We start from the raw sequence: 15,261 nt of genomic DNA on the forward strand, positions 1-15,261 counted from the left end.
CGAGGTGGATACCCCAATTCTATTCGGCTGGCCTGGGCCCTATTCGGCCGGGCTCTCCTCCGGCTCCGGGGCCGGGGCATCCTCGAATGCGGCCGGGCCCTCGGCCAACAGCTTCCTGAAGCCCTCGGCGTCGATGATGCGCAGGCCCAGCGCCTCGGCCTTGGCCAGCTTCGAGCCGGCTCCCGGGCCGGCGGCGACGAAGTCGGTCTTCTTCGACACGCTCGAGGCGGACTTGCCGCCCGCGGCGAGGATCGCCTCCTGGGCTTCCTCCCGGGTGAACCCCTCCAGGGAGCCGGTGGCGACCACCGTGAGTCCGGCGAGCACTCCCCCGGCGGCCGCGGCGGCGCCCGGGCCGGGGTGGCCGGGCGTGGAGAACTGCACACCGTCTCGTTCCCACTGGTCGACGATGTCGCGGTGCCAGTCCACGTCGAACCAGTCGATGAGGGCGTCGGCGATGACGCCGCCCACCCCTTCGACCTCGGCCAGCTGCTCGCGGGACGCCGAGCGGATCGCGTCGAGCGAACCGAAGTAGTTCCCGAGGGCGCGTGCGGCGACGGGGCCGACATGGCGGATGCTGAGGGCGACCAGGAGGCGCCACAACGGACTGCTCTTGGCGCGTTCGATCTCCGCCAGGAGTGTGAGCGCGCTGGAGGAGGGCTGCGGGCCGGTCAGGCCCTGCTTCTTCTCGGCAGCGCTCGGGTTGCGGCGGAACGGCGTGCGCATGCGCAGGCTGCCGTCCTCGTCTTCCTTGGGCAACCCGGTCTCCGCGTCGCGCACCACGACCCCGATGGGCAGCAGGTCGTCGATGGTGAGGCCGAACAGCCCGGCCTCGGTGGGCAGCGGCGGCTCGGCCGGCACCGTGGGCTGGGTCAGGGCCGCGGCGGACACCTCGCCGAGGGCTTCGATGTCGAGGGCGCCGCGCGAGCCGATGTGCTCCACCCGACCGCGCACCTGTGCGGGGCAGCTGCGGGCGTTCGGGCAGCGGAGGTCGACGTCGCCCTCCTTGGCGGGGGCTAGCGGGGTGCCGCACTCCGGGCAGTTCGTCGGCATGACGAATTCGCGTTCGGTGCCGTCGCGGAGCTCCACCACCGGCCCGAGCACCTCGGGGATCACGTCGCCGGCCTTGCGCAGCACGACGGTGTCGCCGATCAAGACGCCCTTGGCCTTCACGACGTCCTGGTTGTGCAGGGTCGCCTGGCGCACCTCGGAGCCGCTGACCCGCACCTTCTCCATGACCGCGAACGGGGTGGCCCGGCCGGTGCGGCCCACGCTCACGACGATGTCGAGGAGCTTCGTGTTGACCTCTTCCGGCGGGTACTTGTAGGCGATGGCCCACCGGGGGGCGCGGCTGGTGGCGCCGAGCTCCTGGTGCAGGGCGAGCTCGTCGACCTTGACGACGATGCCGTCGATCTCGTGCTCGACGCTGGCCCGGTGCTCGCCGTAGTGATCGATGAAGCCGGCGGCATCCGTTGCCTCGTGCACCACCCGGTAGTGGGTGCTGGTGGGCAGGCCCCAACCGGCCAGCAGCTCGTACATCTCGGACTGGGAGGCGACGGGCGGGTTCTGCCAGGCGCCGAGCCCGTGCACGAGCATGCGCAGCCGGCTGAGCCTGGCGTGCATGAGTGCCAGCTGGGCCTGGTTCTTGCCCTCCGCCTTCTGCCGCAACGAGCCGCTGGCGGCGTTGCGCGGGTTGGCGAAGATGCGTTCACCGGATGCCGCCTGGCCGGCGTTGAGCTCGCGGAACGCCTCGACGGGGAAGAAGACCTCACCGCGTACCTCGACGAGCGGCGGATGTCCGGTACCGGCCAGGCGCTTCGGGATGCCGGGCACGTAGGCGATGTTCTCCGTCACGTCCTCGCCGACCACGCCGTCGCCGCGAGTCGCGGCCGTGACGAGCACGCCGTTCTCGAAGCGGAGGTTGATGGCGAGCCCGTCGATCTTGAGCTCGCAGAGATAGTGCACCGACCGGGCGGAGTCCCGCTCGACGCGTGCGGCCCAGGCGAGGAACTCGGGTATGGAGAAGACGTTGTCGAGACTCAGCATCCGCTCGGCGTGCACGACCGGGTCGAAGAGCGTCTGCGCCCGGCCGCCGACGGTCTGGGTGGGGCTGTCCTGGCCCTGCAGCTCGGGGAAGAGGTGCTCGATCTCTTCGAGCCGGTGCATGAGGCCGTCGTACTCCTGGTCGGAGGCGATGGCCGCATCGTTCTCGTAGTACGCCTCGCGCAGTTCCAGGATGCGGGAGGTCAGCCGCTGGGCCTCGGCGCGGGCCGCGTCGAGTTCGCCGGGTGCGTAGGTGTCTGCCACGCCCTCAGCCTACCGACGCTGCTTCCGCGCGGGTATCCGCCCGTGAGGGGCCACGTTTACCTAGTGCGGACGCCGCGCGACTAGGGAATCCTGTCCCCTCACGCGACGCAGTGCGCGGTGGGGAGGGGTCAGGCGGGGACGGGGACCGCGGAGACCGTGCGGTCGATGGTGCACTGGCCGAGCACGCGGGTGCCGACGTAGACGACGGCGGTCTGGCCGGGGGCGACGCCGTTCAGCGGCTCGGCGGGGGTGATCCTGAGCTCGAGCGCGCCGGGGGCGGAGTCGGAGCCGTCGGGCACGGGGACGACCTGGGCCACGGCCGGCACCGGGTCGGCGTGGGCGCGGATCTGCACCTCACAGTCGAACGCCACCTCGGGCGTCTCCGGCGCCTTCCCGGCCCAGGTGTATTTCGTGCCCGCGATCTCGCCGATGGCGAGCGCTTCCTTGGGGCCGACCACAACCGTGTTGGTCACGGGTCGCACCTCGAGCACGAACCGGGGCTTGCCGTCGGCCGCGGGGGTGCCGATTTGGAGGCCCCGGCGCTGGCCGACCGTGTAGGCCGTCGCGCCCTCGTGCACGCCGAGCTTGGCGCCGGTGCGGTCGAGGATGTCGCCGCGCTCCGCCCCGACGCGGTCCGCGAGCCAGCCGCGGGTGTCGCCGTCGGGGATGAAGCAGATGTCGTGCGAGTCGGGCTTGTTCGCCACCGAGAAGCCGCGCTCGGCCGCCTCAGCCCGCACTTCGGCCTTCGACGGCGTGGCGCCGAGCGGGAACATGGAGTGCGCGAGCTGGTCGGCGGTGAGCACGCCGAGCACGTAGGACTGGTCCTTCGCCCAAGCGGCGGCGCGGTGCAATTCACGGTTGCCGTCGGCATCCGTTGTGATGCTCGCGTAATGTCCGGTCGCGACGGCGTCGAAGCCGAGGGCGAGCGCCTTCTCGAGCAGTGCGGCGAACTTGATGCGCTCGTTGCAGCGCATGCACGGGTTGGGGGTGCGGCCGGCGGCGTATTCGGCGATGAAGTCGTCGACGACGTCGAGCTTGAAGCGCTCCGAGAAGTCCCACACGTAGTACGGGATGCCGATGATGTTCGCGGCACGCTGCGCGTCCATGGAGTCTTCGATGGTGCAGCAGCCGCGGCTGCCGGTGCGGAGCGTGCCCGGCATGCGACTGAGGGCCAGGTGCACGCCCACCACCTCGTGCCCCGCCTCGACGGCGCGGGCCGCCGCCACCGCGGAGTCGACCCCGCCACTCATCGCCGCCAGAACCTTCATCCCCCAAGTCTAAGCACCGCTCCCTGGGCGCTCGCCCCCACTGACCGGGCGCGAGTGAGCACTTTTTACGGGAACGAACCCGCGGCCGCTATTCCCGCAAAAACTGCTCACTCACGGAACGGGGCGGGGGCGCGGGCGGCGAGGCCGGCGCGGGCGGCCTGCGCGTGCGCGGCCGGGAGGGCGGCGAGGAAGGCGTCGACGTCGGCATCCGTTGTGGTGCGCCCGAGCGTGACCCGCAACGCGCCGCGCGCCTCGTCTTCGCTCCGGCCCATGGCACGCAGCACGTGCGACGGCTCCGGGATGCCCGCCTGGCACGCCGACCCGGTCGACACGCTCACCCCGGCGGCGTCGAGGAGGAACAAGAGGGAGTCCCCCTCGCAGCCCGGAAAGCTGAAGTGGGCGTTCCCGGGCAGCCGGCCGTCGCCGGACGCGCCGTTCAGCACCGCGCCGGGCACACTCCCCTGCACGCCCGCGATCAGTCGGTCGCGGAGGCCCGCCAGGCGCCGGTTCTCGGCGTCCAGGTCGCCTGTGGCAACGGATGCCGCGGTCGCGAAGGCCACCGCCGCCGCGACATCCTGGGTGCCGCTTCGCACCCCGCGCTGCTGTCCGCCGCCGTGCAGGAGCGGCACGACGGTCGCGGTGCGCGAGAGCACCAGTGCGGCGATGCCCACCGGTCCGCCGATCTTGTGGGCGGAGATGCTGAGCGCCGAGACCCCGGCAGCCCGCAGCGCGGAGAAGTCGATGGGCAGGTGCCCGTACGCGGACACGGCGTCGACGTGCACCGGGATCCCGTGCTGCGCGGCGAGCGCTGCCACCTCGGCGACCGGCTGGATGGTTCCCACCTCGTTGTTCGCGGCGAGCAGCGTCACGAGGGCGATGCCGTCCGGGTCGCGTTCGATGGCCGCGGCGAGCGCCGCCAGGTCGACGAGCCCGTCGTGATCCACCGGCAGCCACTCGATCACGGCGCTGTCATGCGCTGCCAGCCACTCCACCGTGTCCATGGTCGCGTGGTGTTCCCCGCCGGGCACGAGGATGCGACGCCTCGGCGAACGCGCCCAGAACAGGCCCTTGAGCGCCAGGTTCACCGACTCGGTCCCGCTGCTCGTGAACACCACCTCGATCGGGTCGCACCCCACGCTCGCCGCCACGGCCTCGCGAGCCTCCTCCAGCATCCGCTTGGCGTTCTGGCCCTGGCTGTGGATCGACGCCGGGTTCCCGACGAGACTCATCGCCTCGGTGTACGCCGCAATGGCGGCGGGCAGCATGGGCGTCGTCGCCGCGTGGTCAAGGTAGACGGCCATGCGCCTAATTTTAGAGCGCTTACTCTAGAACTCATGACTGCACCGGATGCCCTGCGCAACCTCGGTGTGCGGGTCACCGCCGCCGGTGGCGAGCTGCGGGTCTGGTCAGAGGCGGCGGATGCGATGGAGCTCTGCATCTACGACGACAACGATCCGTTCTGGATCGTCCGCACCATCCCCATGCACCGCGGCGCCGAGAACGTGTGGTCGGCCCGCTCGCGCACGCTCGTTCCCGGCCGCCGATACGGCATCCGCGTCTCCGGGCCGATGGCCCCCACGCACGCGTTCCGGGCAGAGAAGACGCTCATCGACCCGTATGCCAAGGGACTCATCCACGTCGGCAGCAACGAGTGGCGTTCCGTGGTGGTCGACGACACGTTCGACTGGCAGGGCGTGGCCAAGCCGGCGACGCCGCTGGAGCGCACCGTGATCTACGAGGCGCACGTCAAGGGCATGAGCAACCTCAACCCGGACGTGCCGCCGGAGCTTCGCGGCAGCTATGCCGGGCTGGCGCACAAGCGCACCATCGCCCACCTCAAGGACCTCGGGGTCACCGCCGTCGAGTTGCTGCCCGTGCACGCCTTCGTGTCGGAGCGCCGCCTGGTGAAGCAGGGCCTGACCAACTACTGGGGGTACAACACCCTCAACTTCTTCAGCCCGCACGCCGGATATGCGTCCATCGATGCGCAGCAGGCCGGCCCCCAGGCGATCCTCGACGAATTCAAGGGCATGGTGCGTGCCCTCCACGCCGCCGGCCTCGAGGTGATCCTCGACGTGGTCTTCAACCACACCGCCGAAGAACAGCGGGGAACCCCCACCATCACGTTTCGCGGCATCGACAATGCCGCCTACTACCGGCAGGGGGCGGACGGCGCGTACATCGACGTCACCGGCTGCGGCAACACCCTGAACACCGGCCACGCCGTCCCGGCGCGGTTGGTCCTGGACGCGCTGCGCTACTGGGCGAACGAGGTGCAGGTCGACGGATTTCGGTTCGACCTGGCCGTGGCGCTCGGCCGGGACGAGAACACCGTGTTCCACCCCGACCATGAGCTCCTCACGGCCATCCGCGACGACCCGGCCCTCGCCGGCGTCAAGCTCATCGCCGAGCCGTGGGACCTCGGCCCGGACGGCTGGCAGACCGGGTCATTCCCCGCCGGGTGGTCGGAGTGGAACGACCACTTCCGCGACCGGATGCGCGCCTTCTGGCTGGCCGATCTCCACGCGACACGGTCCGGCGCCACCGCCGGGGGCCTCGGGGCCGTGGCCGACCGGCTCACCGGCTCGGCCGACGTCTTCACCGCGGAACGATCCCCGCTCGCATCCGTCAATTTCGTCACCGCCCACGACGGGTTCACCCTCGCCGACCTCGTCACGTACAACGTCAAGCACAACATCGGCAATGGCGAATCCAACCGCGACGGCACCGACAACAACGCGTCGTACAACCACGGCGCCGAGGGGATCACGACCGATCCGGCCATCCTCGCGGGCCGTCGCCGCTCGATGCGCAACCTGCTGGGTTCCCTGCTGCTCTCGGCGGGCGTGCCGATGATCACAGCGGGCGACGAGTTCGGCCGCAGCCAGCGCGGCAACAACAACCCCTACTGCCGCGACAGCGAACTCACCTGGCTGGACTGGAACCTCGAGCCGTGGCAGCAGGACCTCTACCGGGCCACGCGGGCGCTCCTCACCCTCCGGCGCAGGAACCCGGCGCTCCGCCCGTCCCGCGTCGGCATCGACGGTGAGTCCGTGCCGGGTGCGGCGCACGTGGACTGGTACGACGAGCAGGGCCAGCGGATGTCGCCCGACGCGTGGGGATCGGCCCGCACCGTCCAATACGCGGCCGCGACGGATGCCGGGGCGGAGCCGGCCAACGCGGTGCTTCTCGTGGTGCACGGGCAGGACCGCGACGAGACGGTGACGCTCCCCCGGCAGTCGGGCATCCGCGGCTACACGCTCGCCTGGGACTCCGCCCGCGACGAGGAGACGGCCCCGGAAACCCTCGCTCCCGGAGCCGTCGTGCCGGTCTCGGCCATGTCGCTGCAGCTGTTCGTCGTCTCCTGAGGCGCATCCCGCACGCCAAGAGCCGACGCTAGTGGGCGACCGCCACGAGACCCATCTCGGCGGGGCTGACCAGCAGGTCGTTCTGCGGCACGACGCGCACCGTGTAGCCGAAACCGCCGGCGCGCTCCAGGGTGACCGTGCCGGTGAACAGCGTGCTGCCGTCGGAGATGGTCACGTTCGGATGCGGCTCGACCGTGAGGCCGTGCACGCGCGTGTTGGCCAGCTCGTCACCGTTCCGGCTCTGCCCGTACACGACCTCCACCCGCACATCCGACGGCTCCAGGCCGCCGAGGGCGATGTGCGCGCGAAGGTGCAGCTCGTCGCCCACCTGCGGAATCTGCTGCATGCCGCCGGACTCGACGTGGGTGACGGCGACGCGCGGCCACTCGCGGTGGATACGCTCCTTCCACCGGGCCAGTTCCCGCGCCTGCTCATATTCGTTGGCGCCCAGCAGTGACGCATAGTGTTGCGCGGGCCGGTACATCCGCTCGACGTACTCGCGCACCATGCGGTCCGCCGACAGCTCCGGCGACAGCTCGGAGAGCGTGTGCCGGATCGCCTTCACCCAGCGCCTGGGCAGCTCGTCATCGCCGTCGCGCTCGTAGAACGAGGGCGCCACCTGGTGCTCGATCAGGTCGTACAGCGCGTCGGCCTCGAGCTCGTCGCGTTCGGCGGCGTCCATCGCCGAGTCGGCCGACGGGATCGCCCAGCCGTTCTGGCCGTCGTAGTACTCCGGCCACCAGCCGTCGAGGATCGACAGGTTGAGCACGCCGTTCAGCGCCGCCTTCATGCCCGACGTGCCACACGCCTCGAGCGGGCGCAGCGGGTTGTTCAGCCAGACGTCGGTGCCCGGGTACATGACCTTGGCCATCTGGATGTTGTAGTCGGGCAGGAACGCCATCCGGGTGCGGATCTCCGGGTCTTCGGCGAACTGCACGATCTTCTGGATGAGCCGCTTGCCCTCCTCGTCGGCGGGGTGCGACTTGCCGGCGATCACGATCTGCACCGGGTGCTCGGGGTGCGTGAGCATCGCGCGCAGCCGCTCCGGGTCGTGCAGCATGAGCGTCAACCGCTTGTAGGTGGGCACCCGGCGGGCGAATCCGATGGTGAGCACGTCGGGGTCGAACACCTGGCTCATCCACGACGGCGGCACCAGCCCCTTGTTCTGCTCGCGCCACGCCTCGATCAGCCGCCGCCGGGCGTCGAGCACGAACTGCTCGCGCATCCGCTTCCTCGCCGTCCACAGGTCTTGGTCGGATACGGCGGTCGAGGCCCAGTCGGCCGTGGAGGTGTGGGCCGTCCCCAGTTTCTCCTCGGCCAGGGTGACGAGCGCCTCGTCCGTCCAGGTCGGCGGATGCACCCCGTTCGTGATCGAGGTGATCGGCACGTCGTCTGGGTCGAAGCCCGGCCACAGGCCGTTGAACATGCGGCGGCTCACCTGCCCGTGCAACTTCGACACGCCGTTGGCGTGCTGGCCGAGCCGGAGGCCCATGATGGCCATGTTGAAGGTGCCCGGCGAACCGCCCGGGTAGTTCTCAGCGCCCAGGGCGAGCACGTCGGCGACGTCGACGCCCGGCAGGAGACCCGAGGAGAAGTACCGTTCAACCAGCCCCATGTCGAACCGGTCGATGCCGGCGGGAACCGGCGTGTGGGTCGTGAACACGGTGCCCGCGCGGGCGACCTGCAGGGCTTCGTTGAAGGTCAGGCCCTCGCCGATGAGGCGGGAGATCCGCTCCAGACCGAGGAATCCGGCGTGGCCCTCGTTGGTGTGGAACACGTCGGGGGCTGGACGCCCGGCCAGCGATGTCCACAGCCGCACCGCGCGGGCGCCACCGATACCGAGCAGGAGCTCCTGCAGCAGCCGGTGCTCACCGCCGCCGCCGTAGAGCCGGTCGGTGACGGTGCGCAGCTCGTCGGGGTTGTCGGGGATGTCGGTGTCGAGCAGCAGCAGCGTGATCCGGCCGACGGCCGCCAGCCAGACGCGTGCGTGCAGCACGCGGTCGTCGGGCAGCGCCAGCGAGACGTGGGCAGCCGAGCCGTCGGGGTGGCGCAGCACCGAGAGCGGCAGCCCGTCGGGGTCCTGCACCGGGTAGCTCTCCAGCTGCCAGCCCTCCGGCGAGATGGACTGGCTGAAATAGCCGGCCCGATAGAACAGGCCAACGCCGACCAGCGGAAGACCGAGGTCGGACGCGCTCTTCAGGTGGTCGCCGGCCAGGATTCCGAGGCCGCCCGAGTATTGCGGCAGCGCGGCGGCGATCCCGAATTCGGGCGAGAAGTAGGCGATGCCCTTGGGCTTCTCCCCCTTCAGGCCCTGGTACCAGCGGGGCTCCTCCAGGTACTCGTGCAGGCCGCGGCGCACCTCCTCCACGCCCGCGACGTAGTCGCTGTCGCGGGCCAGCTCCTCCAACCGGGCCGGATCGACCGCGCCGAGAAGGGCCACGGGATCCTGCCCGCAGCTGCTCCACAGTTCCGGGGAGATGTGCTCGAACAACTGCCTCGTGGGCTCGTGCCACGACCAGCGGAGGTTCCCCGCGAGTTCTTTCAGCGCCGCCAGGGGCTCGGGCAGCACTGCTCGGACCGTAAATTTACGTATCGCCTTCACGACACCCACACTACGGCGCACCTGTTCCGAAGCGTGACGATCCCTACGCCATTGACCACATTTCGCGCTACGGTCGGTGATGTGGCAAGGATAGCGAAGACCCCGTCAGCCCCTGCCCGGCAGCCCGGCCGCCAGGCCCCGGCGACCAAGGCCGGGCGAATTCCCGTGCTCGACCTCAGGCCGTCCCTGCCCGAGAACCGGTGGCCCGTGCGGGCCTTCGCGGGCGAGGTGGTGCCGTTCTCGGCGACTGCCTTCCGTGAGGGGCACGACCTGATCGGCGTCACCCTGCTGCTGACCGATCCCGCAGGAACCGAGACCCGGCACCGGATGACGGCGGCGGCGGTCGGCACCGACACCTGGCGTACCGAGGCCCAGCTGGCAACCCCCGGCAAGTGGAGCTTCCGGGTGCGCGCCTGGGCCGATGACGTCGCGACGTGGCAGCACAACGCATCCGTCAAGATCCCCGCCGGCGTCGACGTGGAGCTGATGTTCCTCATCGGTTCGCACCTGCTCGGTGGGGCCGCTGCCGACGCCGCCCGCCCCGACGACGAGCGGGCGGTGCTGGGCCAAATCGCCGATGGCCTTGTCGACACCGGACGCCCCGTGAACGAACGCCTGGCCCTGGTCACCGACGAGCGGCTGGAACGCGCGCTCAGCGACCGGCCGGTGGCGAGCCTCTCCACGGTGTCGGAGCCCCGGGAGATCATCGTGGAACGGGAGCGAGCGGGTGTGGGCGCCTGGTATGAGTTCTTCCCGCGCTCCGAGGGCGCGGTGCGCCACCCCGACGGCTCCTGGACCAGCGGCACGTTCCGCACCGCGGCCAAGCGCCTCCCCGCGGTGGCGGACATGGGCTTCAACGTCGTCTACCTGCCGCCCATCCACCCGATCGGACGCTCCTTTCGCAAGGGACCCAACAACACCCTCGACGCCGGACCGAACGACCCCGGGTCGCCCTGGGCGATCGGCTCCGCCGAGGGCGGGCACGACGCCATCCACCCCGATCTCGGCACCGTCAACGACTTCAGTCATTTCCTCCGACAGGCCGACAAACTCGGCCTCGAGGTCGCCCTCGACCTCGCGCTGCAGGCGTCGCCCGACCACCCGTGGGTGACCGAGCATCCGGAGTGGTTCACCACGCTTCCGGACGGTTCGATCGCCTACGCGGAGAACCCGCCGAAGAAGTACCAGGACATCTACCCCATCAACTTCGACAACGACCCGGAGGGCATCCGCGCCGAGGTGCTGCGCATCGTGCGGCACTGGATCGGCCTCGGAGTCTCGATCTTCCGCGTCGACAACCCGCACACCAAGCCCCTCGAGTTCTGGGAGTGGCTGATCGAGACGGTGAACCGGGAATCGCCCGACGTGGTGTTCCTCGCCGAGGCGTTCACCCGGCCGGCCGTGATGCAGGCGCTCGCGAAGGTGGGCTTCCAGCAGTCGTACACGTACTTCACCTGGCGCAACACGAAGAAGGAGATCGAGGAGTACTTCGACGAACTCGCGCACGACACGGCGGACTTCCTGCGCCCGAACCTGTTCGTCAACACCCCCGACATCCTCACCGAGTACCTGCAGTTCGGCGGCCCGGCCGCGTTCAAGATCCGCGCCGCTCTCGCCGCGACCGCCAGTCCGCTGTGGGGCGTCTACGCCGGTTTCGAGCTCTACGAGAGCGTGGCCAGGCCGGGAGCCGAAGAGAGCATCGACAACGAGAAGTACGAGTACCGCCCCCGCGATTTCGCCCGGGCTGAGGAAGCCGGCGCATCGTTGGCGCCCTACATCACGCGACTGAACGGCATCCGTGCCGAGCACCCGGCACTGCGCCAGCTGCGGAACCTCGACGTGCACCGCAGCGACGACGAGTCCATCGTCGTCTACAGCAAGTTCCTGGGCGGGCAGTACACCGGCACCGGGCAGCCGGACGCGCTCATCATCGTCGCGAACGTCGACCCGCACAGTGTGCGGGAGACCACGGTTCACCTGGACGTCACCCGGTTCGGGTTGGCGCGGGACACGCCGTACCAGGTACGCGACCTCGTCACCGGCTCGACCTGGACCTGGTCGGGAGACAACTATGTGCGCCTCGACCCGTTCCATGAACCCGTGCACATCCTGCAGGTCCTGAGTCAGGAAGGTTGACAAGATGACCCCGAAGACGCCGGACACACCATCCACCCCGTCGAAGCCCGGCCTCCTCCGCCGCCGGAGCGCACCCCCGGTGGATCCGGCCGTGCTCCCCGAGATCTCCGACGTGGCACTCGAGACCATCGGCGCCGGAAGCCACTACGACCCGCACTCCGTGCTCGGTCAGCACCTCGTCGACGTTCCCGGGCGTGACCCGGTCGTGGTGATCCGCGCGCTCAGGCCGTTCGCCTCGGGCGTCACCGCGGTCCTGGAGTCCGGCGAACGGGTGGAGCTTCACCACCTTGGCCACGGCATCTGGCAGGGCGTCAGCACGGCCGGGATCAGCGACTACCTCCTCGAGGCGCACTACGACGGCGCACCCGCGTGGGTGATCGACGACCCGTACCGCTATGCGCCGACGCTCGGCGAGCTCGACCTGCACCTGCTGGGCGAAGGCCGACACGAGCAGCTGTGGGACGTCCTCGGCTCCCACTACGGCGAACAGCCGTCGGTGAACGGCCGCACGACCGGCACGTCCTTCGCGGTGTGGGCCCCGCACGCGCAGTCCGTGCGCGTCATCGGCGACTTCAACCGCTGGAACGGCGTCCTGCACTCCATGCGCACCATGGGCTCGACGGGCGTCTGGGAGCTGTTCGTCCCGGGTCTCGAACCCGGCTCGAAGTACAAATACGAGATCCTCAGCCAGGACGGCCGGTGGCTGCAGAAGGCCGACCCGTTGGCCCGGTACACGGAGCTCCCGCCGGGGCAGGCATCCGTCGTCGGGCAGAGCGGCTATGACTGGCAGGATGACGCGTGGCTGGCCCGGCGGGCGGCCACCGACCCGCACAACGCCCCCATGAGCATCTACGAGATGCACCTCGGCTCGTGGAGGCCGGGGCTCGGCTACCGCGAGGTGGCGGAGCAGCTGATCGGGTACCTGCAGGAGCTGGCGTACACGCACGTCGAGTTCATGCCGCTCGCGGAGCATCCGTTCGGCGGCTCGTGGGGCTATCAGGTCACCGGGTATTACGCTCCCACCAGCCGGTTCGGGCATCCCGACGACCTGCGTTACCTGATCGACCGGCTGCACCAGGCGGGCATCGGCGTGATCATGGACTGGGTGCCCGGGCACTTCCCGAAGGACGATTGGGCGCTGGCCCGGTTCGACGGGCAGGCCCTGTACGAGCACCCCGACCCCCGTCGTGGCGAGCAGATGGACTGGGGCACCTACATCTTCGACTTCGGTCAGCCGCAGGTGCGCAACTTCCTGGTCGCCAATGCGCTGTACTGGCTGGAGGAGTTCCACATCGACGGCCTGCGTGTCGACGCCGTGGCCTCCATGCTGTACCTCGACTACTCCCGGAATGAGGGTGAGTGGCTGCCGAACATTCACGGTGGTCGCGAGAACCTCGAGGCGATCAGCCTGCTGCAGGAGGTGACGGCGACGTCGTACCGGCGGAACCCAGGCACGGTCGTGATCGCCGAGGAGTCCACCAGCTGGCCCGGTGTCACCGCACCGACCTCGGCCGGGGGCCTCGGCTTCGGCCTCAAGTGGAACATGGGGTGGATGCACGACTCACTGCAGTACATGCAGGTCGACCCGATGTACCGTGCCCACCACCACAACCAGATCACCTTCTCGTTCGTCTACGCGTTCAGCGAGAACTATGTGCTTCCCATCAGCCACGACGAGGTCGTACACGGCAAGGGATCGCTGGTGTCGAAGATGCCCGGCGACCCGTGGAAGCAACTCGCGAACGTGCGCGTGTACCTCGCCTTCATGTGGTCGCACCCGGGCAAGCAACTCCTGTTCATGGGGCAGGAGTTCGGTCAGCGCTCGGAGTGGAGCGAGGAGCGCGGCCTTGACTGGTGGACACTCGACCAGCCCGCCCACCGCGGACTCTTCCACCTCGTGGCCCAGCTGAACCGGTTGTACGTGGCGAACCCCGCACTCTGGGACCGCGACAACACCCCTGAGGGATTCGAGATGATCGACGGCGGCGCTGCCAACGCGAACGTGGTCACCTTCCTCCGCAAGGACACCAACGGCCACCCGATCGCCTGCCTGTTCAACTTCTCCGGCCAACCGCACGACCACTACCGGGTGGGGCTCCCCCACACCGGGCGCTGGGAGGAGATTCTGAACACGGATGCCGCCGAGTACGGCGGGTCCGGCGTGGGCAACCTGGGCGGGGTCGACTCCGTCGCAGAACCGTGGGACGGGCGCCCGGCTTCCGCCGCCCTCACCCTGCCACCGCTCGGCGCGCTGTGGCTGCGTTACGCGGCCGACGACACCCCGGCCACCACAGCGGATGCGAGTGTCACCGAGCCCGGCACCGCAAGCGGTAAGCGAGCCGCTCGCCGGGCCCACTGACGCCTCCACTGACGAGCGCGCGCACGGGAGGAACGATACGCCGGAGGCGCCCCTATCGACCGGTCTCGCGTCCTTCGAGTTGGTCGAGCTGTTCGAGCTGGTCGGTGAGGCGGGTGGGTGACTTCGTGGCGGGTCGCCATCGGCCGGTTCTGTCGATCCAGGGTGGGGCTTTGATCTGTGGGGACCCGTCGATCATGCGGATCTCCCACCCCGAGGTCTCGATCGTGCGGTGGTGGAACCAGCACAAACAGACACCGTTGCTCGTGTGGGTGGGTCCGCCGTCCCGGTCGGGCCAGACGTGGTGGATTTCGGTCCACGCGGCGGGGATGTCACAGCCGGGAATGATGCAGCCGCCGTCGCGGAGCATGATCGCGCGGCGTTGGGCCCGGTTGAAGGTGCGTTCCTTGGTGCCGAGTTCGACGATCTTGCCGTTTTTCTTGAGGACGACTTTTTGGAGTCCGCCGGCGCAGATCATCTGCCGCACCGCGTCCATCGAGATGGGTGTCTCCACTCCGTCGATGTGACCCACACCCCGGTTCGCTGCCAGGTCTTCCTGGCGGACGCTGACGAGCACGGTGGGGGCGTCTCCGGCGATGGTGGGGGTTTCGGTGGCTTTCGCGGCGGTGGCGACGATGACGGCGAAGATGTCGTGCCGTTTCTGGTCCGGGGTGCGCGTGTCGCCCGGGTCGCGGGTCTCACCGCGGGCGGCGAGTTCTTCGTCGATGAACGCGACCGGCGCAGTGCGCGGGCTCATATACGCGTCGATGACGCGTTTGGCGGCAGCGGCGGTCTCGGGCATCAGCATTCCCGTCACCGGGATGAGCCCGCCTTGTTCGCGTCCGAAGCGCAGGCCCCGGTTCTGCATGGCCTGTACTTCGCGGGGCTCTGCCCCGTCGGGGTTGAGGTGCGCTAGCCAGAGGGCCGCCTGGACGCGGGAGAGGTCCGCGGACACCGGCACCCCGCCGTCTTCGCCGCTGTCTTCCCCGCTGTCTTCCCCGCTGGTGCCGGTCGCGGCGGCGACGAGGGCCGCCTCGGCCAGGCCGAGCTGGTCGGGGTGCACGCGCGGCAGTCCCGGGGTGAGCACGGTGATGATCGCATCCGCCCCATCCAACCCCAGCGCCCCCGCCGCGACCGCCGCGCCGATGACGGGGAACGCGGCCGGGATCGGTTCCCCGGTCAGCGTCATCCCGGACCGGAAGTTCTTGCCGAGCCGGAGCCTTCGCC

At 69.9% G+C, this 15,261-nt stretch carries 8 protein-coding genes; 3 read left to right on the forward strand and 5 right to left on the reverse strand.

Annotated elements, in window-relative coordinates; all coding sequences use genetic code 11:
- Positions 1-39: 39 nt before the first annotated feature.
- The 3 genes from ligA to EEJ31_RS11115 form a co-directional block, all read right to left on the reverse strand.
- Positions 40-2,304, reverse strand: a complete 2,265-nt coding sequence (gene ligA / locus EEJ31_RS11105; protein ID WP_123046357.1) for an NAD-dependent DNA ligase LigA — start codon at positions 2,302-2,304, stop codon at positions 40-42.
- 128 nt (positions 2,305-2,432) lie between these two features.
- A complete protein-coding gene (gene mnmA, locus EEJ31_RS11110; RefSeq protein WP_123046358.1) occupies positions 2,433-3,572 on the reverse strand; it encodes a tRNA 2-thiouridine(34) synthase MnmA in 1,140 nt (379 codons plus the stop codon).
- A 107-nt stretch (positions 3,573-3,679) separates the two neighbouring features.
- Positions 3,680-4,873: a cysteine desulfurase family protein gene (locus EEJ31_RS11115; RefSeq protein WP_123046359.1), complete on the reverse strand. Its 1,194-nt coding sequence runs from the start codon at positions 4,871-4,873 to the stop codon at positions 3,680-3,682.
- A 33-nt stretch (positions 4,874-4,906) separates the two neighbouring features.
- Here EEJ31_RS11115 and glgX point away from each other — a divergent pair, with 33 nt between their 5' ends.
- The gene (gene glgX / locus EEJ31_RS11120) at positions 4,907-6,940 is read left to right on the forward strand and encodes a glycogen debranching protein GlgX (RefSeq protein ID WP_123046360.1); all 2,034 of its coding nucleotides are present in this window, start codon (positions 4,907-4,909) and stop codon (positions 6,938-6,940) included.
- A gap of 28 nt (positions 6,941-6,968) precedes the next feature.
- Here glgX and glgP read toward each other — a convergent pair whose 3' ends face one another.
- Entirely contained in the window at positions 6,969-9,542 is a 2,574-nt protein-coding gene (glgP, locus tag EEJ31_RS11125; RefSeq protein ID WP_123046366.1) for an alpha-glucan family phosphorylase, read from the reverse strand.
- Between the two features lie 90 nt (positions 9,543-9,632).
- On the opposite strand from glgP, the gene EEJ31_RS11130 reads away from it, so the two are divergent.
- Both EEJ31_RS11130 and glgB read left to right on the forward strand, forming a co-directional pair.
- Complete coding sequence (locus EEJ31_RS11130; RefSeq protein WP_123046367.1) at positions 9,633-11,678, forward strand: alpha-1,4-glucan--maltose-1-phosphate maltosyltransferase; 2,046 nt, start codon at positions 9,633-9,635, stop codon at positions 11,676-11,678.
- Between the two features lie 4 nt (positions 11,679-11,682).
- Positions 11,683-14,037: a 1,4-alpha-glucan branching protein GlgB gene (glgB, locus tag EEJ31_RS11135; protein ID WP_123046361.1), complete on the forward strand. Its 2,355-nt coding sequence runs from the start codon at positions 11,683-11,685 to the stop codon at positions 14,035-14,037.
- A gap of 52 nt (positions 14,038-14,089) precedes the next feature.
- Here glgB and EEJ31_RS11140 read toward each other — a convergent pair.
- On the reverse strand, positions 14,090-15,261 hold a 1,172-nt coding region (locus EEJ31_RS11140), incomplete at its 5' end, for an HNH endonuclease signature motif containing protein (protein ID WP_158603950.1).

Origin of the sequence: Cryobacterium tepidiphilum, assembly GCF_003716325.1 — a bacterium.
GTDB lineage: Bacteria > Actinomycetota > Actinomycetes > Actinomycetales > Microbacteriaceae > Cryobacterium > Cryobacterium tepidiphilum.

What these genes read in the sequence shown, in the direction of transcription:
- EEJ31_RS11115 (WP_123046359.1), bottom strand. Translation starts at nt 4,873, where the DNA reads ATGGCCGTCTACCTTGACCACGCGGCGACGACGCCCATGCTGCCCGCC.
- mnmA (WP_123046358.1), bottom strand. Translation starts at nt 3,572, where the DNA reads ATGAAGGTTCTGGCGGCGATGAGTGGCGGGGTCGACTCCGCGGTGGCG.
- glgX (WP_123046360.1), top strand. Translation starts at nt 4,907, where the DNA reads ATGACTGCACCGGATGCCCTGCGCAACCTCGGTGTGCGGGTCACCGCC.
- glgB (WP_123046361.1), top strand. Translation starts at nt 11,683, where the DNA reads ATGACCCCGAAGACGCCGGACACACCATCCACCCCGTCGAAGCCCGGC.